Genomic DNA, 19,096 nt, shown 5'->3' with positions numbered 1-19,096 from the left:
AATTACGAGAAGCCCTTTTTCGTTGATTTTCATGATGTTACTTTCAAAGACCGGATTGATAAAAGCGGTTCTAAATGTGCCGTTCTCATATGCCAATTTACCTTTGAACACCTCTTTTATTAAAGCGTGCTTTTCGGGGAGTGTAGCGATTTGGAAAATACCACGCAGGTTTTTTAGCATCGGTAGCACCTCTTTTAGCGTGTTTAACGGATGATTTTCCGATGTCACATTGGCATACTTAATATCCTCTTCCAGCAGCGATCTATCCTGCTTGTACTTCAGCATCCACTTTTTGAAAGTGTCTTCCTCGATCACCTCATTCATCAGCCGCTCTTCAAGTCTATTGATTTTTAACTGAATTTCAGCCAATGCACGCTTTTTTGAAGTCAACAGCAAATTCGCATTCCCGACGGTTTCCTTTATATTTTTCTCCATCTTTTGAATGATCCTGTCTACTTGTTCATCGCTGATACCCATCTTGCGACAGATTTCTTCTATGCGAGTACCCGTCTCGGATTGTTTGATTGCAAAGACGATCTGCGCCTCGGTGAACTTGGATCTTTTCATCGCTTTTCCTCCTATTTAAAATTAGTAATTTAATCCCCATTTCGCTAATTTTAAATACTCCAGTTTTTAGGGGAGAGGTCAGGGAGAGGTCAAAGGCATTGAGCGAAATCGGAAACAACGACATTATTCATTTCAATAATGAATATATTTTAAAGAACAGACTCTCGGCATCCTATCAAAACCAAATGGTCAATGCGGTAAAACTGTTTTTTCAAACTGTGCAAAGCAGAAAATTGAACATTGAGCAAATACACCGGCCTAAAAAGCCCAAAATATTGCCCAATGTATTAAGCAAAGAGGAAATAAAGGCCATTTTGGAGGTGCACGGCAACATAAAAACACAGGGCAATGTTAAGCCTGATTTATGCCTGCGGATTGCGAAGAAGTGAACTCCTGAACCTGAAACCTGCCGACATTGACAGCAAACGAGGTGTCTTATTGATAAAACAAGCCAAAGGAAAGAAAGACCGCATAGCCCCGATTTCGGAAAAAATGGTAGAATTGTTGCGACAATATTACAAAGCGTACTGAAACAGGCGTTACAAAAAGCCAATATTCAAAAACCTGTGACTTTGCATTGGCTGCGACACAGCTATGCCACGAATCTTTTGGAAAACGGAACGGACTTGCGTTACATACAAGAACTTTTGGGACATAACAGCAGCAAAACAACCGAAATTTATACCCATGTAAGCACCAAAAGTCTGCAAAATATCAAAAGTCCATTTGATGGTTTGTAGCCAAAAACTACACCAAGCCAGCCATTTTGGAATGTTTTGTGTACTTTTATCACATATATAAACGAGTTAGGCGTAATGCTATGCGACACAATAACCATCAACGAGCAGATAAAATAAATGGAGCAAATAAATAAAATTGAGAAGAGTATTGAACTTAACACCAGCTTGACAAAGGCTTGGGACGTACTGACTAATCCTAAATTTGCCAAGACATTAGGAAATGTATTAGACAAAAATGCTTACTTACAATCCGATTGGAAACTCGGATCTTCTGTTTACTTTAAATACGAACCAGACAAAATTGTAGCCACAGGAATAGTTACAGAATACAAACTCCATTCGCACATCTTTGTTGATTACAAGGAAATAAATTATTCGGACAGCTACACTTTGACTGAAAATAACGGCAAAATAATTTTGACAATTAATTCAGGCCCCTATCCAAACGACTATGAAGAGCAGCTTGTGGTTTGGGACAGGTGGCTTTTAAAAGTAAAAGAATTGAGTGAATCCCAATAAATATACACTTAAAATAAACTGACAAACCGAAAAAAGCACATACGCCTAACAGCAGCTTTGCGTTACGGCGGGGGAAGTGCTAATATAAACAGTTGTGCAACTAATAAACTTTGGTGGGTAAAGATAGTTTAGTGTTCCAAAACCGCCACAACGCAAAGCTGCAAACCGTTAGGCACAATTTAAAAACAACAAACCCCGAATGAAAAATCACATATTAATTCTATTGACAATCTTCTCATTTTCTTCTTTTGCACAAAATGAAACTGAATATTTAACGAAAAGCGACATCGAAAATGATTTGGCATTTCTTGACGAAATCCTTCAAAGCAAATCTTCCTACCAAGGATTAAATGGGTATGATTACAAAGAAGATTTTAATACGTTTTTAGAGACCATAGAAGAAGGACCAATAACCAAATCAGATTTTGGATTGTTCCTATCCAAAACTATTGGAAAAATCGGAGATAGACATTCCAATATAACAGATTATGATTTGCCGGAATCGCTTTATTTCCCTGTTGCGTTCGCGCCATTTCAAAACAAAATTTTGGTGCTCGATTATAATACAGTTCAAAAGAAATATAGCTATTGGAATTCGGAATTCCCTTATCTAAAATCAATAAACAGCATCCCTGCCGAAGAAATAATGCCACAAATCCTTCCCGGAGAAATTCTTGCCCCGCAAAGTTCATACTTTACCCGTGCCGTTAGGGAGTTAAGAGATATTGAGACCATTTTTAGCAGCCTAAATCTTGACTTTTCCAATCCTCTTTCCATCACACTCACAAATGATAAAGGAATTGAGAAAGATGTACGTGTTAAATTGGTTTCAAGAGCAGAAAGACCAAAATTATGGGATGAGCGGTTTCATAAAAATGATTTTTTCTTTGATTATTATGAAGAGCAACGGAATGATAAAACGATTATCGAACAGTTTTTCACTATAGAAAACAACATTGGATACATTCAAATTCCTTCAATGGTAGAAAAAGAGGACAGTCCTGTTTTTTTTGAACTGCTCAATGATTTTATGAAAAAGGCAAAGCAAAGTGATGCCCTAGTTATTGATGTTCGGGATAATGGTGGCGGAACCCGTGATTTAATTCAAGAATTGGCTGGTTATTTTGTTCATCCTGATTCTGTTTATGTCGTAAATGCTACGAAACAAAGGGCGCCGATTCCTTTACCGGAAGAATACATAGAAAGATTGCACGGTAGGTATTTATTTTCTTTTTCAGAATTGGACAACAGAGCGCAAAAAAGTGTAAAGAACTTTTTCAAAACCTTTAAACCGATGTATGATTTGGACAACAAAAAATTTAGCGAATATTATTTTTATATTCTCAATGGTCAGAAGATTACTAAGAACAAATACCATTACAACAAACCTATCTATATATTAGCCAATGAAAGGACTTTTAGTGCGGCATCAGTATTTGTTTCCGTATTCAAAGGATTGCCGAACATTAAAATTGTTGGGGTAAATACGGATGGTTCAAGTGGAAATAGTGAAAGGTTTGAATTGCCAAATTCGGAATTAAAAGGAAAAATAAGTACAATGGTTTCCTTTCAAAAAGACGGAAAAATATTGGATGGCATCGGTACGGAACCTGACATTACCATTGAAAGGAATTTAGACCAAGTATTTTTTAAGGAAGATTATCAACTTGAAAAATTAAAAAATATAATAGAAAAATAATGAAAACTGTGCCTAACAGCGGCTATGCGCCAGGCGGGCATACTTCTTCGGTTGACAATTGACGGATACGGGAAATGTTCGTTTCCAAAAGAACGATACCAGTAAAAACCCCGCCCGGCGCATAGCCGCGGAACGTTGGCGGTAATGGCAGGACGACCCGAAGCGACAGGCGGACACCCGACCAGACGACACAGAAAAAATATAAAAGCCGACCGAACAAGGAAAAATTTACCAATCCCGCCCACCACCCAATTTTCTAAATGAGCCATACAAGAAAGAAAACTGAGCCATACAGGAAAGTATATTAAGTTTTTTACTCGCACTTTTGCATCTGAACAAAAATTAGATTGAGATGATAATTGTAATGACAGGAGCGACCTCAGGCATTGGTGCAGAAGCCTTAAAGCATTTTGCAAAATTGCCCGACACAAAAGTATATGTTGGTGTACGTGGAAGCGGACGTATTGTGCCAAAAGGAACAGAAGTTCTTCCGCTTGACCTTTCTTCTTTAAAAAGTGTTCATTCTTTTGCCGACAACATAAAACAACGTTTGGGAAATACTAAAATTGACATTTTGGTGTTAAATGCAGGTGTTCAAGCAACCGACAACAAAAAACGAAGTGAAGACGGCTTTGAACTGACGTTTGCCACTAATCACCTTGCTCATTATTTATTAGCAAGACTATTCTTGCCGAATTTGGCAAAAGGCGGTAAAATCGTTATCACGACAAGTGATTCGCACGACCCCGCAATCATTTTTTTCGGACCGAAGACATTAGCCACAAAGGAATTAGCGTATCCCAATGAAGATAGTCCCAAAGGTATGCGGTTTTATGCTGCCACAAAACTCTGTAATCTTCTTACCGCACGTTCCCTTGCATCTATAAATGTGGAAGAAAATAGAAGTGTCGGTGTGATTGCGTACAATCCCGGGCTAACAGGAGATACATCTTTAATGGGCAAACAATCAGTATTTATAAAGATATTGCTACCTGTCATCATTCTACCATTATTCTATGTAATCAGTATGTTTAAACCTGCTTTCTTTATGGGTACAGCAAAACGTTCGGGCGAAGCGTTGGCAGAACTTGCATTGGGTAAAGTTACTCTACCAACGGACAAAATTTATGCATCACTTGTAAGGGGAAAACTTACATTTCCCAATCCTTCCCAACTTGCACAAGACAACAACACAAGGGATTTATTATGGAAAGAGAGTGCTAAAATGGTAGGGCTGCCTGAGTAGAAATAACTAATAAAGGATGAAAAAGTATACAGCGAACGTATTTTCGAACGCCATAGTCTATTCTTTGGATACTGAAAAGGAAACAGAATATGATAACCTGCTTGTCGAAAGTGTTTTATTATTGCAACTTTCGGGTGAAATGACTTTTGAGACCTCGAGCGATAGAATTACCGCGAGGTCTGGCGAAGTATATCTGGTAAGAAAGCACCAATTCGTGAAGACTACCAAAACTCCAAAAAATAACGAATATTATAAGGCTTTAATGTTTATTCTGAAAGAAGATATTCTGCGGAGATATGCCATGGAAAAACAGTTGGAAACAACAGCGAAATATCACGGTAAATCAAATATCCTTCTGCCCGAAAGTGCCTATTTGAAAGGTTTTTTCAACTCGTTGATTCCTTATACACTAAATCCGAAACATATTAACCATCCGCTAAGTGAATTAAAGGTAAAAGAAGCGATTGAACTTTTGTTGCTTGCAAAACCTGAACTTAAAAATTTTCTTTTTGACTTTTCTGAACCACATAAGATTGATTTGGAAAAGTTTATGCAGACAAACTTCAAATTTAACGTCCCGATTGAAAACTTTGCAAAATTGACGGGACGAAGTCTTGCGGGGTTCAAACGTGATTTTCAAAAAACATTTGATATACCACCCCGACAATGGTTGCAGAACAAACGACTTTCAGAAGCACACTATCAAATAGAAAAAAACAATAAAAAGCCGTCTTCAATCTATTTAGAACTTGGCTTTGAAAGTTTATCTCATTTTTCTTACGCTTTTAAAAAGCAATTTGGTTATGCACCAACGGAAATAACAAGAATAAAATAATTTTTTCAGCGACACACAACGCGACAGCGACAGACAACAAAAGCCACTTGCCACTAACAGCGGTTTTGCGTCATACTAATCGAACTCGTCAACAAAATTTAGTATGCTTTTACAAGGCCTCTATAAACGACAGATATTTCCTCGTATTTTCTTCCAAGCGTTGTGTAACTTTTCCTTCTGCACCATAGTACGGAAAAAACGATTTGTAATCGGCTTTTACATATTTAAAGGAAATTTCAAACGGGAGCAAATATTGCTCAAGCGTATATCCAAAACTGCCATCCGAACTATACTCTTTTCCACTTCCACCTGCAGAAATAGCAAGTGCAATTTTTTTATTTCCCATTTTATACCCACTCGTACTACCATACGCCCAACCGTAAATCATTACCTCGTCTAACCATTTTTTCAAAAGTGGTGGACTGTTCCACCAGTAGATAGGAAACTGAAAAACAATCTTGTCGTGTGCTTCCACCAATTGCTTTTCTTTCTCTACGTCAATTTTCTCATCGGGGTAAACACCGTATAGGTCGTGTACGTTGTAGCTTTCAGGATAGTTCTTTAATTCTTCCATCCAATATTTGTTTACAACGGATTTGTCTAAATTTGGATGGGTTATGATTACCAATGTTTTCATTTCAGTTTAAACTTTTTCAATGATAAACTCCTCTTTCGGGGTGCGCACTTTTTTCAGGTTTACCAGCCAGTCCCCTTCTGCTGCTCGGTAACCAAGTGCCAGAAAAGCTACACTTTTTAACCCGTATTTATCCAATTCAAGCAGTTCGTCTACTTTATCGGGCAAAAAACCGTCCATTGGGCAGGCATCTACCCGTTGTTCCGCTGCCGCCGCAATAGCCATCCCAAAGGAAATATAGGCTTGTCTTGCCGTATGCGCTTGGTGATAGGCGGCAGGCAATGGTTCAAATATGCCCCAAATGGTTTTATGGAAATCTTCAAGAATGGAATAAGGCAACTCACGTTCTTTCGCAGTTTTATGAAACACTTCCCCCATCCTGTCAAATGAATAACCATCCCAAGAAGCAAATACCAGTAAGTGAGAACAATCTGTTATTTGGTCTTGATTATATGCCACATCTTTAATTTTGGCCAACAATTCTTTGTCGCTGATGACAAATATTTTGTAGGGTTGCAATCCCGATGATGAAGGCGCCAACCTTGCGGCTTCCAAAATATAATCGAGTTTTTCTTGTGGAACGGTTTGTCCGTTCATTTTCTTGGTGGCATAACGCCATTTTAAGTTTTCTATTAACTCCATAGTATTCGAATGTTTTAAGTTAAGTGAATTTGATAACGCAAAGATAGTGTGTTATGATTCTTTTTGTATATTTACAGCTAAATGTATGGTACATACAAAAATGTAAGTAATGAGTAAAACCAAAGAAACATCGACCAATTTTGAAAACAAGCAGTTGTTAATACAATGCTGCTCAGAAGTATATGCCATAGAAATGATAAGCGGTCAATGGATTTTGTCCATCCTCTACGGATTAGTAGGAGGAAAGCTACGTTATGGAGAGTTAAGAAAGCGCATTCCCGAAATAACAGAACGTATGCTTACCCTTCAACTACGTAAGTTAGAATCTAACGGATTGGTAAAACGCACTGTTTATGCGGAAGTGCCACCCCGTGTGGAATACGAACTCACGCCAAGTGCACTTAAGCTCACGCCTATCTTAAAACAATTGAAAGATTGGGGCGAACAACATAAAGAAGTGATGGAATAAAGGTACGAACGCACAACAGCGTGTATGCCCAATGGCGGGGAAAATGCCAGCCCGAAGGCTTTGAGATTTTAGCTACCTTTATGGCTAAACCGAAAAGCAAGAACATAAAATCCGCCACTGGGCATACACGCAAACCGTTAGCAGCAAGGCAAACAGACGACAATAATGACGACACAAATAATAATAGTTTTAATCCTGACATTTGTAATTAACCTAATTACGACACTTTCTTATTCGGTAAGAATTGTTGGTATTCGGACAGGACGAGTTGCTATTTCATTTGCCTTGTTTAACATTCTTGTTTTAGTTTCAAGAACAGCAAACGGTTTTCAAGCACCATTATTAGCAAAGACAGTTGAGAACGACATAAAAGTTGGTGTATTTGACAATGTTGGAACGTTTCGACTTATCATCTTTTCTTGTTCCATTGCGACAATTATTGGTGCATTTCTCATCCCAACATTTCAAAGAGTTTTGTCAAAAGCTGTTGTCAATTTCAGTATTCATAAATCAATGGGAAAACTCATTCTCCATAGTTTCTCTAAAGCAGGTATTCTTTACTTCAAAGACAATTTGACCATTCCGCATAAAGACAACATCTCTCAAATAAAACTTGACAGCGAATTTCCTTGGAGAATATTTATTCTGAACATTTTTGCAGTTGCTATCTTGACAATTGGCGTTTTATCTGCCGTTTACGCTTCATATCTAAATCCCGACTATAGGACAACAGCCAGTAATTTATCTGCTTTTATAAATGGTTTTGCGACAATATTAATGTTTGCATTTATTGACCCACATTTATCGGCAATGACAGACGATGTAACATTGGGCAAATGTTCAGAGACAACTTTTAGAAAATACATTGTGTATATGACCATTGCCCGACTTTTAGGGACTATTTTAGCTCAATTATTATTTTTACCAAGTGCAAAATTATTAGCGTGGACAGCGACACATATATAGACAATGGAGAATGCCCAGCTGCTAACATCGGTTTGGCAATATGGTGGCTGAAATGCTTCTATGAAACATTTGTGCTAAATTCAATTTTAGAAATTCTAATGAACTTTAGTGCTAAAAATCCGCCACATCGCCAAGCCCCGAAAACGTTATATGCAAGCTAAAAATGAACAGCAAGAAAATCAACATATTAGAATTTCCATCAAACCTGGGTTTGAAAAAAACTGCATCTGAGACTGAACCGGGTGTAATTAATCTACCAGAATGGTTCGAGAAACACGGATTGCATAGCAAAATCAAACCTGAGCAGATTTTTCGACTCGAAACTCCTGCATATTCAATGGATTTTGACGAAGAATCGGGAGTTAGAAATACGAACAAGATCATTGAATACGCTAAAAAGCAAAGCGAATTACTATCAGAAAAACTTAAAGATGACTTTTTTCAAATAATTATAGGAGGAGACTGTAGCATTTTAATTGGTAATTCCATTGCCCTAAAACAAAAAGGCAATTACGGGTTATTTTTTCTTGATGGGCACACCGATTTTATAACACCTGAACTTTCCGGGACAGCTGGTGCCGCAGGAATGGATTTGGCAATTGTGACCGGATACGGCCACAACAAATTGACGAACATTTTTAATCTCAAACCATATTTCCAAGAAAAAAATGTGTTTTGCGTAGGCAACAGGGAATATGACGAAGACTATGTAAGGCCGATTTTAAAATCGGAGATTGAATATTTTGATTTGAAAAGCCTTCGTAAAAATGGTTTAAGAAAAACAGCATATCAATTTCTGAAATTGGTTGAAGAGCAGAATCTGGATGGATTCCTGGTTCATTTGGATGTTGATGTTTTGAACGACAATATTATGCCCGCAGTTGATAGCAGGGAAATTGATGGACTTTTTTACAATGAATTGTCCGAATTATTAAAACCATTATTGGCAAGTAAAAAAGCAATCGGGATTGAAATTACAATTCTTGACCCAAATTTGGATGAAGATGGAAAATATACGATTGAGTTTGTTAAACAGTTTGCAGAATTATTGGAATATGGAAAAGCCAGCACATAACAACGCCTAAGAAAACATGCGGACTAAGACTGTAAAATGAAATTTACTACATAAAATAAAACTTGGCTCTCAGTTGACAGAGGTGTGTTCCAAACTCCGCACGTTTCTTAGCTGCGGACCGTTAGGTACAAGCTGAAGAAAATGAACAATCCAGAAAACATACAATTAACATTGGAATATTTGTCCATTACTGTTTTGGGGGGTCTTGTTATATTCCAACTAATACACTTCATAATTGGAAGTTGGACACTTTGGAAAGGAAGTAAATGGCGAATGGCAAGGACAATTGGAATAGGTTTATTCTGGATTTGCTATGGCCTCTTTTTTGTTTTAACAGTTACTAATATAAATTCTTACGTAAATTCGATACCCTATATATTATGCGGGCTTTATCTACCCTCCGTTTTAGCAATGCTATTGCTGGCAACGTCAAAACAATTTCGAGGGTTTGTTGACAAAATATCTTTAAAATGGTCGATACAAAGTGTTGCAGGTCCAGCTCGAATGATTGTTGGAATAATATTCCTGTTTTGGTTTTTCGCAGGCAGATTACCTGGAGTTTTTGCTTTGATTTCCGGGCCAGGCGATTGGATAGCTGGATTTATTACATTTTATGCGGTCAGCCAACTCGATATCTTCAAACAAGTGGCAGGCATAAAAGCCAATCATTGGTCAATTTCAGATTTTAAAAAAAATAATACCAAGTCATTTTTTGAAAACCAATCAAAATTGAATAAGAATCTGAACGTTGCAATAGCATTTGTTGCTTTTGGAATTTTAGATTTTATTCTTGCGCCTGCTTCAACAGCCGTAAGCATATTAAATGGAAACATACCAGAGGAATTGGGGCAAATTCCCTTGACCCTTATTCCTTTGGTTTTGGTGCCACAAGTTTTGCTTCTAGAGGTTTTTGCAATGCGCCAGTTGATAGGATTTAAAAAGATATTGAAAAGCGCTTAAAGCCAGTGCCTAATCGAGTAGACGGCTCCGGGCCGGGTACAAAAAGCCTTCTCTTGAGAGACGGCTTTTTTTGTGGGCTTTCGCGAATTTTCAAACAATTTGGATAAATGTTTGAATACATCCATAATTCACCAGATAAATCACTCTTTTTACTTTACTTTAGATTTTGCGAAAAAAAATCTATGGTCCGTTGCCAAGCTAATTGTGCCGCCTCCTTATCATACCGTGGCGTCGTATCATTATGAAAACCATGGTTTGCATTGGCATACATAAACACAGTATATTCTTTACGATTTTCCTTTAGGGCTTTTTCATAAGCCGGCCAACCTTCGTTTACGCGGGTATCGAGTTCCGCGTACTGCAATAACAGCGGAGCTTTTATCCGAGGCACGTCTTCGAGTGGAGGCTGACCGCCATAAAAGGGTACTGCTGCTGCTAAGTCAGGAATCCGTACAGCCATCATATTGGCAATCCATCCACCGAAGCAAAAGCCCACTACACCTACCTTACCACTACAGAACTCATTTTTCCTCAGGTATTCAAACCCGGCTATAAAATCTTCGAGCATTTCATTCCTATCCCGTTTACTTTGTAGGGTTCGCCCGTCGTCGTCATTGCCAGGATAACCGCCCAAAGGACTTAAGGCATCAGGAGCCAGACTGACAAAGCCCGCCAAAGCAGCTCTTCTAGCTACATCTTCTATATGTGGGTTGAGCCCTCTATTCTCGTGCACCACTACAATGCCTCCCAGTTTCTTCTGATTGCCCTTAGGCATACATAAAAGCGCTTTGATGGTACCTCCTCCCTTTGGAGAAGGGTAGCTGATATAGCTTGAAGTGACTCGTGGGTCATCGGCCTTTACCTGAATCGCATCTTGATAATCCGGAAGTAAAAAGCTCATCAATGAAGTAACGGTAAACCCGCCGACCGCATAGGCTGAAAGGCGTTGCATAAAGTCACGCCGTGTTACACGGTTATGTGCATAGTCATCATATAGATCGAAAACTTCCTGACTTATGTCTTCTTTTTTTAGGTTTTCCATAGAAATCACATATTTTGATTTTATAAATTTAGCAATCTTAATTCGTATATGCACCTATTAGCTATGTAAAAATTACTTTACTTCCGGCAGCCGAATCAGCAGTTCTTTTTCCTCGATGGAAGGTGAAGGTTTCATACCATTGGGATAGTTGTTAACCCAAAGTTAAGGAAACCGATCGGAGTTCGGAAATTACATCAAAAAATTTTACCCCATTTTAGGTATTGCGAGGCCATGGCCCTTTCTGGAACTTTGACTTGATCAATTAAATGCTTGCAAGCGCATTGGTCTTTCTGTTGAAAGAAAAAGGAGTTTCCGAAAATCCTGTAAAGAGTAGGATGTTGATTTTAATTCAATTTTATCATGAAATCAATTGTATTAGTCGCCGTATTATTGACGGCATGCTTTTTATCATCAACGGCGCAAATCCGCGCTAAAAAAGAAGTTGACCGCAGTGTGGTCAACGCAGACCTGTTGAAAGCCGCTGAAACAGACGCGCCGACCTTTTCCAGGTCAGAGCAGGCGCAAATCGCGAAAATCCTTGGCAGGGACTTCGTTCCGGTTTTCAATGAAAAAGGTGAGCTGTCCATCGCCACGCAACAATCCGTGCGGCATGTCAAAGCCCTAGGTGGAGGCTTTTCCAAAAACCCGGGCAGTGTTGCCTCCAATATCCTGATCCATAAAGGTTGGGTATTGGCCACGTCCAAGGATGTGCTGGAAGCCATGAAATCCCAACTTGGGGCACAGCGATTCCAGCAACTGGAAGCTATCGTCTCTAAGTAACATAGATCAGTGGGTTGGGCTACCTGCTATCCATTCCTGTGGGTGGCCCATTTTTAACTTTCGATAATTCGGTCTATTATCATGAGCGCTCAAATCCCATACCCCTGGCGGGCACATATTTTCGCAAACCTCAACTATGGTTATGCCCAGCACCAGTTCGAATATTTTAGGATTGCCATTGCTGCATTTTCAATTTTCAATTTCTGCTTATTTTTAGTGGACTTTGACGTATTGCTGGCGGCAAACGGAATGATCAATTGGGAAGTAACCCGTGCAAACGCATTCTGGTTCGAGCCCCATTTGTACAAACTGGGCACCGGAGCGACAGCGAACATCCTGCTGTACGGCGCCATTTTTTGCTATATCGCATCACTCATCTCGCTGGGGCTGGGTTTCCGAACCCGGTTGATGGCCATGCTCGCCTTCGGCTGCTTTCTGCTCTTTTCCGTTCATCTGAATCCTTACCTATATGGTGTTGATCTCTATCAGAGTGTTTTCCTGTTTTTTCTGTGCATTTTCCCCAGTGGGCATTCGTTGGCGCTTCCGCGCCGTCAGCACAGCGCAGCCCTACTGGGTCATCAGCAGATTGCCCTTCGGACGGTACAGATTTATCTGATGATCACGTATTTCTCTGCCGGTTTCGGCAAGGTGCAGATGCCATCTTGGCTGAACGGCGAGTTCCTGTTCCTCAGCCTGTCTGACCCCACATACCAATTCGTGAAACTACCCACTGATTTGCATTACCTCTGGTACGTACTGTCCGGATGCCTAGTGGTGTGCATCGAGTTGCTGTATCCGTTGCTCATCTTCATCCCATACGTCCGGATCTTCTTGCTACTCAGTATTATTGGTATGCATGCGGTGATCGCCATATTTATGGGATTGGTTCCGTTCGGCACGTTGCTCATCTTGGTCAACGTGGTGATCTGGTATCCGCTGCTTTTACAAGACTACCGCGGCATACGCCGCGCGATAAACCTTACATTCAAGTCATGACTGTCGTATATAAAACCTTCACGATCCTTTTTCTGGCCCTCCAGCTTTTAGTGGTGCTCAAAGCGGTGCCGAGCCAAGTCAATTTCAGGTCTTATTTTGCGGAAATAGCAACCAGTGTGTTGTGTTCCATCACCAAGGTCAATCATCTCTATAACTTTTTTACGGATCCGGATAAAACCGGATCATACAGCTATACGTCAAATGAGCTGGTGCTTTACCAGGTGGAAAAGGACCATGTCGATCAAAAAGTACTAACCCGTGACGGATCACTGAAAACCATGGTTACAGCGTGCAATCAGGCTCGGGTAAGCCATCTCCAGTCCATCGCCACGCGCGACACCGCACTGTACAATGCGGTGGTACGATCGCAGGCATTGTACTGCATCAGCAAATACCGGACTTATCCCTTGCTATCCGTCGAAGTCTTCCACCACCGGTGCGAAGCCATACGCAAAGGAAACCGATTCGAAAAAGTCGAATATACAGACACGGTTTACAGTAATTTGTTCTCAATCATCGCCTATTGAAATTTCTTGGTTTCGTCAAAAGATAATGCGGCCAAAATAGCGGCTTTCTTCCTATTGCTCACCCGTATCCCCTCTCCCTACTTCGCCTTTCCGGTGAACCTATCGGCTCATCCGGTTTACCTTCTGCAGCAAATGGTAAACCTTCAAGGCCCAACTGGTAAACCATCCGCATCACACGGTTCACCGTCTGCTGCTAACGCACGACCTTCCGGACCAAACGGTAAACCAAAAGCAACACCAAAAGCCCCAAGCCGAACAAAACGATGTATCCGGTAAACCGATTGGTCTCGCGTTTGGTCGATTCGGTCTTACTTTCAATCCATCCCGTGTACCGGTTGGTCGAATCGGTGAACCGACCGGTCGAGACGGTCTTGCTGTCGGTACGGATGGTGAACCGGCTCAACCTGATGTAACTGCTGTTGGTCGGCGCGGTCTTCCCTTCGGTCGGGATAGTCTTCGTGATGGACGAATCGGTAGACCCGATAGGCGGATCGGCAGACCAATTCCATGCCGACAACTCCACGACCTCCACCAGCCATGACCCCTCCTGCGCCAGCGACCACAGGCTGTCACGGTGTATGCGCACATCCGCTTCGCTCGTCTGTAAAAACGATTGCCTGCGCTCCCGGTGGGAAGCGCAGGCAAAACCGATAACCACGAGCGGCATCAATAACCACCCCCTCATCGTGCCATCCTTGAAAAAGGTTCACACCAATCGCTGTCGCCCTTGCCGTTGTGGGCGCGCACCCGCACATAGTAGGTCACCCCCGGTGTGAGCCCCGTGAGTTCCGTACCGAAGGACTGGGTCACGGTTTTCGGCTCGTCCCACTCGATGGGCATGCCCTCACCCGCACGCGTGCCCACGCAGTAGTCGTACTCCGTCGCGTCGGCCACCGTATCCACAGCCCACCGGAAGGTACCGCTTTTGTCGCCGTCGGCCAATCGGCCGCGCTGCGGGATACCCGGTATCCCGATGTTACGGTCGAGGTTACCCATGCGGAAGCCCGAACTTTCCAGCATGGAGCCCACGCCCTTGGCTGTCAGGTTCACATGCGTGGCCAGCTCGCGCATTAGGTCGAGCAGCACGATCCGCGCCTCCTTCTTCTCCCGGAAATCCAGTCGGCTGCCACCCCGGTTAGCCTTCTCCAGCTTGGTTTTGTAATCGATATACCCGGCTTCGAAGACTGCCAGATCCGGCACGGGCGTCGGGAAATTGGCATTGGCCGTCATGAATTGCAGGACTTTCCCCGCCTGCGTCACCAGCTCGTGCTCCGACATGCCGGCATAATATGTTCTTACTTTTAGAGGTTTCATTTTATTTTATTTTATTTTTTTTGCTGATTTGTTAATTTGCTGATTCGCTCTTTGTTGATTCGCTCTTTACTGATTCGCTGATTTGCTTTTTGCGAATCGGCGCACCGCGTATAGGCGAATGGCGAATTTGCCCTTCAATGCCACCGCGAGACAGCATAAATGGTCTTTATGGGCCGGCGTTTGCCTACCACGGCGTTGTCGACGTTTCCCTCTACCGTGAGGCAGAATTTGCCGTCCCAACCGTCTACGAATCCGCAGTGGGCGATGCGTTCTTTGGAGGTACTGTAGATGCTGAAAACGTCTCCTTGCCGCGGAATGGCATTGGAACTGGCGCGCGTGTTACGCGCAGCATCACCCGTGCCTTCCGATGCCCTGGTCCAGACCATATGGCCGGCCGGAAACAGCGCCGCCGCCCAGGCGTTCCGCGGCTCGGGATAGCCCGCCTGTCCATGGCACCACGACACGAATGCGGCGCACCATTCATACCCTTCACCCAATCCGCAATAGCGCAGGTATTCCGCTATGCGGGGGCCATCGTTATTGCCGGTGGCTTCGCGCACACCGACCTCGGCAGTGTAGATTTCCCGCAATGGATGGAACGCTGATGACGCTGATCTTACCGATAATCGCTGACTATATTTGCCACTATATACTGTGGCCCCATGCAGGCTTTCAAAAGATAAAAAATCCATGTCAATCCGTTTGATCTGCTTAATCCGTGTTCCATCCCCACCTACACCAACTTCATCACCACCCATACCACTGCCCAGAAATAAGACAGATAGAGGCAGCCATAACACAATGCCCGTTGCCATAACGTCAATTCATTAAACGATTCAACCATCAGTTTGTAAACTCCGGCAGCTGACAGCCGCGCTAAAACGACCAGCAGCAGCGCCAGCGGCAATACACTCAGGATACCGATATCCAATACCCCCGCTGTAGGGTCCCAAAGGCACAGCAGCGGGCCGCTCCATAGGAAAAGGCTCAGCGCGGTCAACAACCAAAACGCGTTTGCGTAAACCTGCCACATGCCCCGCACCGACCAGCTATTCCACAGGCTGCGTAGCCACAACCAAGGGCGCGAATGGATCCGGCGGACCTTGCCGCTATCACCCCATTCGATTTCATTTCGTTCTATATTCATTTGTTTCTGTTTTTCCGTTGAGGCGCAATGCTTGTCTGCCTATGGTAGTCATTGCGCCTTTGTTGTTCATGTTATACCAACAAGCACGTCCCGCATGCAGCGGGACGGCTTGGATACCCCTTAATATCCGATGGTGAAGTGAAGAAAATACCCGTCATCTTCCTCTTCTCCTGCAAAGGGCTGGCTGGGGTTGCTGCCGCTGCTTGCCTCCGACTCGATGAACTTGACGCCCAGCACTTGCGCATCGCCCTTGTTTTCGGGTTTGGTGAGCGTGATGGGGATCTGTTCGCGGATGGCGTATGCAATCTGCGTAGCCCAAAGTGCGCAAAGCATCGGTGGCAAACTGTCCAAAAAAGCCACCTGTTCGGGGGCGAGGTCAAAACGGCTCGGCACATAGGCGTAGAGCCCTCGCTCCACACACACGGCCTCCTCATTATGCTGTACCGGGGATAATCCGGCCAGCCAAGCTTGCCACAGCACCACACCTGCGGTCGTAAACGGATACTTCAGAAATTGCTTTTTCATACTACTTTTGTTTTGATAGTTAACCATACGGCCGGGCACCTCGCCCCGCCAACGGCAACAAAAGTATATATGTAAAATACTGGTATAAAATCACTTACCACCTAACATAGTGATAGATGAAACCGGCGAATGACAGGTGATTTAGGTGAGAGCGCAATTCAAATTGCCGCTACATACTGATACACGTGGTCGGTGTTGTCACCATACCGCATTTGAACACAGGAGTGGTTGGTGAAAACACGCAGCCGTAGGGTGAGGTGATAAGTGCGACATTTTGAACGGCGGAGCCCTCAACGAAGTTAATTGCGCCCTTATCATAACCATGCAGATATAACATAAAGTATTAAATTTACATGGTTAATAAAGCTAAATCAACGAATCCTTTGGTGGCCGTAGCGATGGTTGTTTAGCTATCGCTTCGGGTTGATGTGCCCGCTTGCTGGATGTATTTCCTGTCAATGGTACTTCAATAAATAGCTATAAATTTTCGAGTGTAGACGAAAATACATACATTTGTATAATATTTTCGAGCATGGACGAAAAATTTAATTTCTTAGCCAAATATAATTTCTGGGATGGGAATGTTCCGGCATTGGGCTTCGCGCGGAAAAATTATACTGACCGTATTTTTAGTTACGTCGGAAATAAGTTAGTCAAGGTACTTGTGGGCCAACGGCGCGCGGGGAAAAGCTATATCCTTCGACAGCTAGCCCAACGGCTGATTGACAGTGGGATAAACCCTCAAAACATTTTCTATATCAATAAGGAGTTTACCGATTTTGACTTTATCGTCGATTACAAAGATCTGGGGGCTTTGCTGAAAACTTACAACAGCAAACTGAAACCTACCGGAAAAAAATATCTTTTCATAGACGAGATACAAAACATTACAGGATGGGAGCATTTTGTGAATTCGCATTCACAGGATTTTGTGGAACCTTATGAAATATTTATCAGTGGTTCCAATTCAAAGATGCTGTCTGGTGAGCTGGCCACGTTGCTATCCGGTCGCTATGTGAATTTTGAAATATTTCCGTTTAGTTTTGTTGAATATACCGAGGTAACTTCCCTTGAGATTTCAAAGGAAAGCTACATCCAATATATGGAAGGCGGGGCTTTACCCGAGTTATTTGTATTGCCCAATGAAGAAACCAAACGCAATTACACCGCGGCCATAAAGGATACGGTGCTGCTACGCGACATCATCCAGCGACACAGCATTAAAGATCCTAGGCTATTGGAGGATATCTTTGTCTATTTGGTCAATAATGCGTCCAATCTGATTTCGATAACCAATATTGTCAACTTCTTTAAAAGCAACAAACGGAATACATCTTACGACACCATTTCAAACTACATTGGTTATATAACGGATACTTTTCTGGTACATAAGGTTGATCGCTATAACATTAAAGGGAAGGAAACCATTTCCGGTAACGCAAAGTATTACATCAACGACCTTTCGTTCAAGAATTTCCTTTATCCGGGCTTTGGTTATGGAATAGGCTATAGGCTAGAAAACATCGTTTATCTGGAACTGCGCAGGGCGGGATATCAAGTATATGTAGGCACTTTAGGCAGTAAGGAAGTCGATTTTGTGGCTACCAAAAATGACCGTCTTATTTATGTGCAAAGCGCTTATCTTTTATCGGACGAGCAGACAGCACAACGCGAATATGCTCCTCTCGAGACCATACGGGATAGCTACGAAAAATTTGTGGTTTCGCTTGATGATATTGCCTTGCCTCCGAATCGGGGCATCAGGCATATCCGGGCCTGGGATTTGGCAGCAGCCCTTTAATCAACTTTTTAATCCCTTTCTCCATACCTCATCAAAACTACATCCCCACCACTCCAAAAACTCCTCTTTCCGCCGATCACTCACCTTGATCCGCTCACCCGGCCGCCCTTTGCCCAGCACGATGATGGCATCGGGGCCATCCTCGTCCACCTCGCGGATGGCAGCCCGATTGACGATGGCCTCCGGCCGTACCATTTCCCTTACGATAAGGCTCCAACAGGGCCAGCCACGTTTTCGCCTTTTCCGGATCAGGCACCACATCGACGCTGCCTTCCTGCCAACGCGTTTCGGTCTCCTTCTCGGTCTTGCCGTAATCGCGCCGCCGCGATGGCCGCGAAGTGGTGGCCGAAGAGCACGTTTTTGTTGGTCGCTACATAGTCGCGGCCGTCGGCCATCGACACCGCGGGTGTGACGTTATCTCCGTTTAGCCGTAGTACCCGGTGGACGATGAAGATGCCATAAAAACGGTAGGCGATGGCGAAGATCAGTAGGGAGGAAAATACAAGGGTGAGGGCGTTGATGCCGTTTAAAAATTCCATAGTTTAACGTATTCTTTTATGCCCTCAGCGCTTTCCGCGCAAACTCCACGCACTTTGCCACTTCCTTCACCGC

Annotated in this window: 23 protein-coding genes and 2 pseudogenes; 14 read left to right on the top strand and 11 right to left on the bottom strand. The window is 42.8% G+C overall.

The window, feature by feature from the left end; translation table 11 throughout:
- Nucleotides 1-384: 384 nt before the first annotated feature.
- Nucleotides 385-567: pseudogene (locus tag NF543_RS10885) on the bottom strand (transposase); the annotation flags it as partial.
- A gap of 98 nt (nucleotides 568-665) precedes the next feature.
- Here NF543_RS10885 and NF543_RS25530 point away from each other — a divergent pair.
- The 6 genes and pseudogenes from NF543_RS25530 (at nucleotide 666) to NF543_RS10860 (ending at nucleotide 5,606) form a co-directional block, all read left to right on the top strand.
- Nucleotides 666-956 carry a site-specific integrase gene (locus NF543_RS25530; RefSeq protein WP_373275003.1) on the top strand — a complete coding sequence of 97 codons (291 nt, stop codon included), beginning with the start codon at nucleotides 666-668 and terminating at the stop codon, nucleotides 954-956.
- Nucleotides 916-1,307, top strand: a pseudogene (locus tag NF543_RS25525) (tyrosine-type recombinase/integrase). The gene NF543_RS25530 and the pseudogene NF543_RS25525 overlap by 41 nt, the downstream one beginning before the upstream one ends.
- 117 nt (nucleotides 1,308-1,424) lie before the next feature.
- Entirely contained in the window at nucleotides 1,425-1,826 is a 402-nt protein-coding gene (locus NF543_RS10875; protein ID WP_257668155.1) for an SRPBCC family protein, read from the top strand.
- A 199-nt stretch (nucleotides 1,827-2,025) separates the two neighbouring features.
- Nucleotides 2,026-3,525 (top strand): S41 family peptidase, encoded by a 1,500-nt coding sequence (locus tag NF543_RS10870; RefSeq protein ID WP_257668154.1) that lies wholly within the window; start codon nucleotides 2,026-2,028, stop codon nucleotides 3,523-3,525.
- Nucleotides 3,526-3,877: 352 nt separating this feature from the next.
- On the top strand, nucleotides 3,878-4,771 hold the full coding sequence (locus tag NF543_RS10865; protein ID WP_257668153.1) for an SDR family NAD(P)-dependent oxidoreductase: 894 nt from the start codon (nucleotides 3,878-3,880) through the stop codon (nucleotides 4,769-4,771).
- 16 nt (nucleotides 4,772-4,787) lie between these two features.
- On the top strand, nucleotides 4,788-5,606 hold the full coding sequence (locus tag NF543_RS10860; protein WP_257668152.1) for a helix-turn-helix domain-containing protein: 819 nt from the start codon (nucleotides 4,788-4,790) through the stop codon (nucleotides 5,604-5,606).
- 109 nt (nucleotides 5,607-5,715) lie between these two features.
- Here NF543_RS10860 and NF543_RS10855 read toward each other — a convergent pair whose 3' ends face one another.
- Together NF543_RS10855 and NF543_RS10850 are read right to left on the bottom strand one after the other, a co-directional pair.
- Complete coding sequence (locus NF543_RS10855) at nucleotides 5,716-6,243, bottom strand: NAD(P)H-dependent oxidoreductase (RefSeq protein ID WP_257668151.1); 528 nt, start codon at nucleotides 6,241-6,243, stop codon at nucleotides 5,716-5,718.
- 6 nt (nucleotides 6,244-6,249) lie between these two features.
- Nucleotides 6,250-6,882: an NAD(P)H-dependent oxidoreductase gene (locus tag NF543_RS10850; protein WP_257668150.1), complete on the bottom strand. Its 633-nt coding sequence runs from the start codon at nucleotides 6,880-6,882 to the stop codon at nucleotides 6,250-6,252.
- Nucleotides 6,883-6,991: 109 nt separating this feature from the next.
- Between NF543_RS10850 and NF543_RS10845 the strand changes: the two genes are divergently transcribed.
- The 4 genes from NF543_RS10845 (at nucleotide 6,992) to NF543_RS10830 (ending at nucleotide 10,352) form a co-directional block, all read left to right on the top strand.
- Nucleotides 6,992-7,351 carry a winged helix-turn-helix transcriptional regulator gene (locus tag NF543_RS10845; protein WP_257668149.1) on the top strand — a complete coding sequence of 120 codons (360 nt, stop codon included), beginning with the start codon at nucleotides 6,992-6,994 and terminating at the stop codon, nucleotides 7,349-7,351.
- A 165-nt stretch (nucleotides 7,352-7,516) separates the two neighbouring features.
- The gene (locus tag NF543_RS10840) at nucleotides 7,517-8,317 is read left to right on the top strand and encodes a lipid II flippase Amj family protein (protein WP_257668148.1); all 801 of its coding nucleotides are present in this window, start codon (nucleotides 7,517-7,519) and stop codon (nucleotides 8,315-8,317) included.
- 163 nt (nucleotides 8,318-8,480) lie between these two features.
- Complete coding sequence (locus tag NF543_RS10835; RefSeq protein WP_257668147.1) at nucleotides 8,481-9,392, top strand: arginase family protein; 912 nt, start codon at nucleotides 8,481-8,483, stop codon at nucleotides 9,390-9,392.
- 141 nt (nucleotides 9,393-9,533) lie between these two features.
- Nucleotides 9,534-10,352 (top strand): hypothetical protein, encoded by an 819-nt coding sequence (locus NF543_RS10830; protein WP_257668146.1) that lies wholly within the window; start codon nucleotides 9,534-9,536, stop codon nucleotides 10,350-10,352.
- A gap of 154 nt (nucleotides 10,353-10,506) precedes the next feature.
- Here the strand turns inward: NF543_RS10830 and NF543_RS10825 are convergent, their stop codons facing one another.
- Nucleotides 10,507-11,394 (bottom strand): dienelactone hydrolase family protein, encoded by an 888-nt coding sequence (locus NF543_RS10825; protein WP_257668145.1) that lies wholly within the window; start codon nucleotides 11,392-11,394, stop codon nucleotides 10,507-10,509.
- A 360-nt stretch (nucleotides 11,395-11,754) separates the two neighbouring features.
- On the opposite strand from NF543_RS10825, the gene NF543_RS10820 reads away from it, so the two are divergent.
- The 3 genes from NF543_RS10820 to NF543_RS10810 all read left to right on the top strand — a co-directional run bounded on the left by NF543_RS10820 (nucleotide 11,755) and on the right by NF543_RS10810 (nucleotide 13,697).
- Nucleotides 11,755-12,174: a hypothetical protein gene (locus NF543_RS10820; RefSeq protein WP_257668144.1), complete on the top strand. Its 420-nt coding sequence runs from the start codon at nucleotides 11,755-11,757 to the stop codon at nucleotides 12,172-12,174.
- Between the two features lie 81 nt (nucleotides 12,175-12,255).
- The gene (locus tag NF543_RS10815) at nucleotides 12,256-13,170 is read left to right on the top strand and encodes an HTTM domain-containing protein (protein WP_257668143.1); all 915 of its coding nucleotides are present in this window, start codon (nucleotides 12,256-12,258) and stop codon (nucleotides 13,168-13,170) included.
- On the top strand, nucleotides 13,167-13,697 hold the full coding sequence (locus tag NF543_RS10810; protein ID WP_257668142.1) for a hypothetical protein: 531 nt from the start codon (nucleotides 13,167-13,169) through the stop codon (nucleotides 13,695-13,697). The genes NF543_RS10815 and NF543_RS10810 overlap by 4 nt, the downstream gene beginning before the upstream one ends.
- Nucleotides 13,698-13,890: 193 nt before the next feature.
- Here the strand turns inward: NF543_RS10810 and NF543_RS10805 are convergent, their stop codons facing one another.
- The 5 genes from NF543_RS10805 to NF543_RS10785 form a co-directional block, all read right to left on the bottom strand.
- Nucleotides 13,891-14,382 (bottom strand): hypothetical protein, encoded by a 492-nt coding sequence (locus NF543_RS10805; protein WP_257668141.1) that lies wholly within the window; start codon nucleotides 14,380-14,382, stop codon nucleotides 13,891-13,893.
- A complete protein-coding gene (locus tag NF543_RS10800) occupies nucleotides 14,379-15,011 on the bottom strand; it encodes a fibronectin type III domain-containing protein (RefSeq protein WP_257668140.1) in 633 nt (210 codons plus the stop codon). Before NF543_RS10800 ends, NF543_RS10805 begins: the two co-directional genes overlap by 4 nt.
- Nucleotides 15,012-15,145: 134 nt before the next feature.
- On the bottom strand, nucleotides 15,146-15,826 hold the full coding sequence (locus NF543_RS10795; protein ID WP_257668139.1) for a CHAP domain-containing protein: 681 nt from the start codon (nucleotides 15,824-15,826) through the stop codon (nucleotides 15,146-15,148).
- Nucleotides 15,745-16,158 (bottom strand): hypothetical protein, encoded by a 414-nt coding sequence (locus tag NF543_RS10790; protein ID WP_257668138.1) that lies wholly within the window; start codon nucleotides 16,156-16,158, stop codon nucleotides 15,745-15,747. The genes NF543_RS10795 and NF543_RS10790 overlap by 82 nt, the downstream gene beginning before the upstream one ends.
- 120 nt (nucleotides 16,159-16,278) lie before the next feature.
- Nucleotides 16,279-16,683: a hypothetical protein gene (locus NF543_RS10785; RefSeq protein WP_257668137.1), complete on the bottom strand. Its 405-nt coding sequence runs from the start codon at nucleotides 16,681-16,683 to the stop codon at nucleotides 16,279-16,281.
- Between the two features lie 532 nt (nucleotides 16,684-17,215).
- On the opposite strand from NF543_RS10785, the gene NF543_RS10780 reads away from it, so the two are divergent.
- Nucleotides 17,216-18,484 carry an ATP-binding protein gene (locus tag NF543_RS10780; RefSeq protein ID WP_257668136.1) on the top strand — a complete coding sequence of 423 codons (1,269 nt, stop codon included), beginning with the start codon at nucleotides 17,216-17,218 and terminating at the stop codon, nucleotides 18,482-18,484.
- On the opposite strand, the gene NF543_RS10775 is transcribed toward NF543_RS10780, so the two are convergent.
- Both NF543_RS10775 and NF543_RS10770 read right to left on the bottom strand, forming a co-directional pair.
- Nucleotides 18,485-18,745 carry a LytTR family transcriptional regulator DNA-binding domain-containing protein gene (locus tag NF543_RS10775; protein WP_257668135.1) on the bottom strand — a complete coding sequence of 87 codons (261 nt, stop codon included), beginning with the start codon at nucleotides 18,743-18,745 and terminating at the stop codon, nucleotides 18,485-18,487.
- The gene (locus tag NF543_RS10770) at nucleotides 18,733-19,023 is read right to left on the bottom strand and encodes a carbon starvation CstA family protein (protein WP_308378746.1); all 291 of its coding nucleotides are present in this window, start codon (nucleotides 19,021-19,023) and stop codon (nucleotides 18,733-18,735) included. The genes NF543_RS10775 and NF543_RS10770 overlap by 13 nt, the downstream gene beginning before the upstream one ends.
- Nucleotides 19,024-19,096: the final 73 nt, after the last annotated feature.

It is taken from the genome of Parapedobacter tibetensis, assembly GCF_024704835.1.
Classification (GTDB): Bacteria; Bacteroidota; Bacteroidia; order Sphingobacteriales; family Sphingobacteriaceae; genus Parapedobacter; species Parapedobacter tibetensis.
The sequence above is the reverse complement of the archived record's forward strand: the minus strand, read 5'-3'. Positions and strand labels throughout refer to the sequence as shown.

Coding starts and splice junctions, on each gene's coding strand:
- NF543_RS10875 (WP_257668155.1), top strand. CDS start 1,425: ATGGAGCAAATAAATAAAATTGAGAAGAGTATTGAACTTAACACCAGC.
- NF543_RS10870 (WP_257668154.1), top strand. CDS start 2,026: ATGAAAAATCACATATTAATTCTATTGACAATCTTCTCATTTTCTTCT.
- NF543_RS10865 (WP_257668153.1), top strand. CDS start 3,878: ATGATAATTGTAATGACAGGAGCGACCTCAGGCATTGGTGCAGAAGCC.
- NF543_RS10860 (WP_257668152.1), top strand. CDS start 4,788: ATGAAAAAGTATACAGCGAACGTATTTTCGAACGCCATAGTCTATTCT.
- NF543_RS10855 (WP_257668151.1), bottom strand. CDS start 6,243: ATGAAAACATTGGTAATCATAACCCATCCAAATTTAGACAAATCCGTT.
- NF543_RS10850 (WP_257668150.1), bottom strand. CDS start 6,882: ATGGAGTTAATAGAAAACTTAAAATGGCGTTATGCCACCAAGAAAATG.
- NF543_RS10845 (WP_257668149.1), top strand. CDS start 6,992: ATGAGTAAAACCAAAGAAACATCGACCAATTTTGAAAACAAGCAGTTG.
- NF543_RS10840 (WP_257668148.1), top strand. CDS start 7,517: ATGACGACACAAATAATAATAGTTTTAATCCTGACATTTGTAATTAAC.
- NF543_RS10835 (WP_257668147.1), top strand. CDS start 8,481: ATGAACAGCAAGAAAATCAACATATTAGAATTTCCATCAAACCTGGGT.
- NF543_RS10830 (WP_257668146.1), top strand. CDS start 9,534: ATGAACAATCCAGAAAACATACAATTAACATTGGAATATTTGTCCATT.
- NF543_RS10825 (WP_257668145.1), bottom strand. CDS start 11,394: ATGGAAAACCTAAAAAAAGAAGACATAAGTCAGGAAGTTTTCGATCTA.
- NF543_RS10820 (WP_257668144.1), top strand. CDS start 11,755: ATGAAATCAATTGTATTAGTCGCCGTATTATTGACGGCATGCTTTTTA.
- NF543_RS10815 (WP_257668143.1), top strand. CDS start 12,256: ATGAGCGCTCAAATCCCATACCCCTGGCGGGCACATATTTTCGCAAAC.
- NF543_RS10810 (WP_257668142.1), top strand. CDS start 13,167: ATGACTGTCGTATATAAAACCTTCACGATCCTTTTTCTGGCCCTCCAG.
- NF543_RS10805 (WP_257668141.1), bottom strand. CDS start 14,382: ATGAGGGGGTGGTTATTGATGCCGCTCGTGGTTATCGGTTTTGCCTGC.
- NF543_RS10800 (WP_257668140.1), bottom strand. CDS start 15,011: ATGAAACCTCTAAAAGTAAGAACATATTATGCCGGCATGTCGGAGCAC.
- NF543_RS10795 (WP_257668139.1), bottom strand. CDS start 15,826: ATGGCAACGGGCATTGTGTTATGGCTGCCTCTATCTGTCTTATTTCTG.
- NF543_RS10790 (WP_257668138.1), bottom strand. CDS start 16,158: ATGAATATAGAACGAAATGAAATCGAATGGGGTGATAGCGGCAAGGTC.
- NF543_RS10785 (WP_257668137.1), bottom strand. CDS start 16,683: ATGAAAAAGCAATTTCTGAAGTATCCGTTTACGACCGCAGGTGTGGTG.
- NF543_RS10780 (WP_257668136.1), top strand. CDS start 17,216: ATGGACGAAAAATTTAATTTCTTAGCCAAATATAATTTCTGGGATGGG.
- NF543_RS10775 (WP_257668135.1), bottom strand. CDS start 18,745: ATGTGGTGCCTGATCCGGAAAAGGCGAAAACGTGGCTGGCCCTGTTGG.
- NF543_RS10770 (WP_308378746.1), bottom strand. CDS start 19,023: ATGGAATTTTTAAACGGCATCAACGCCCTCACCCTTGTATTTTCCTCC.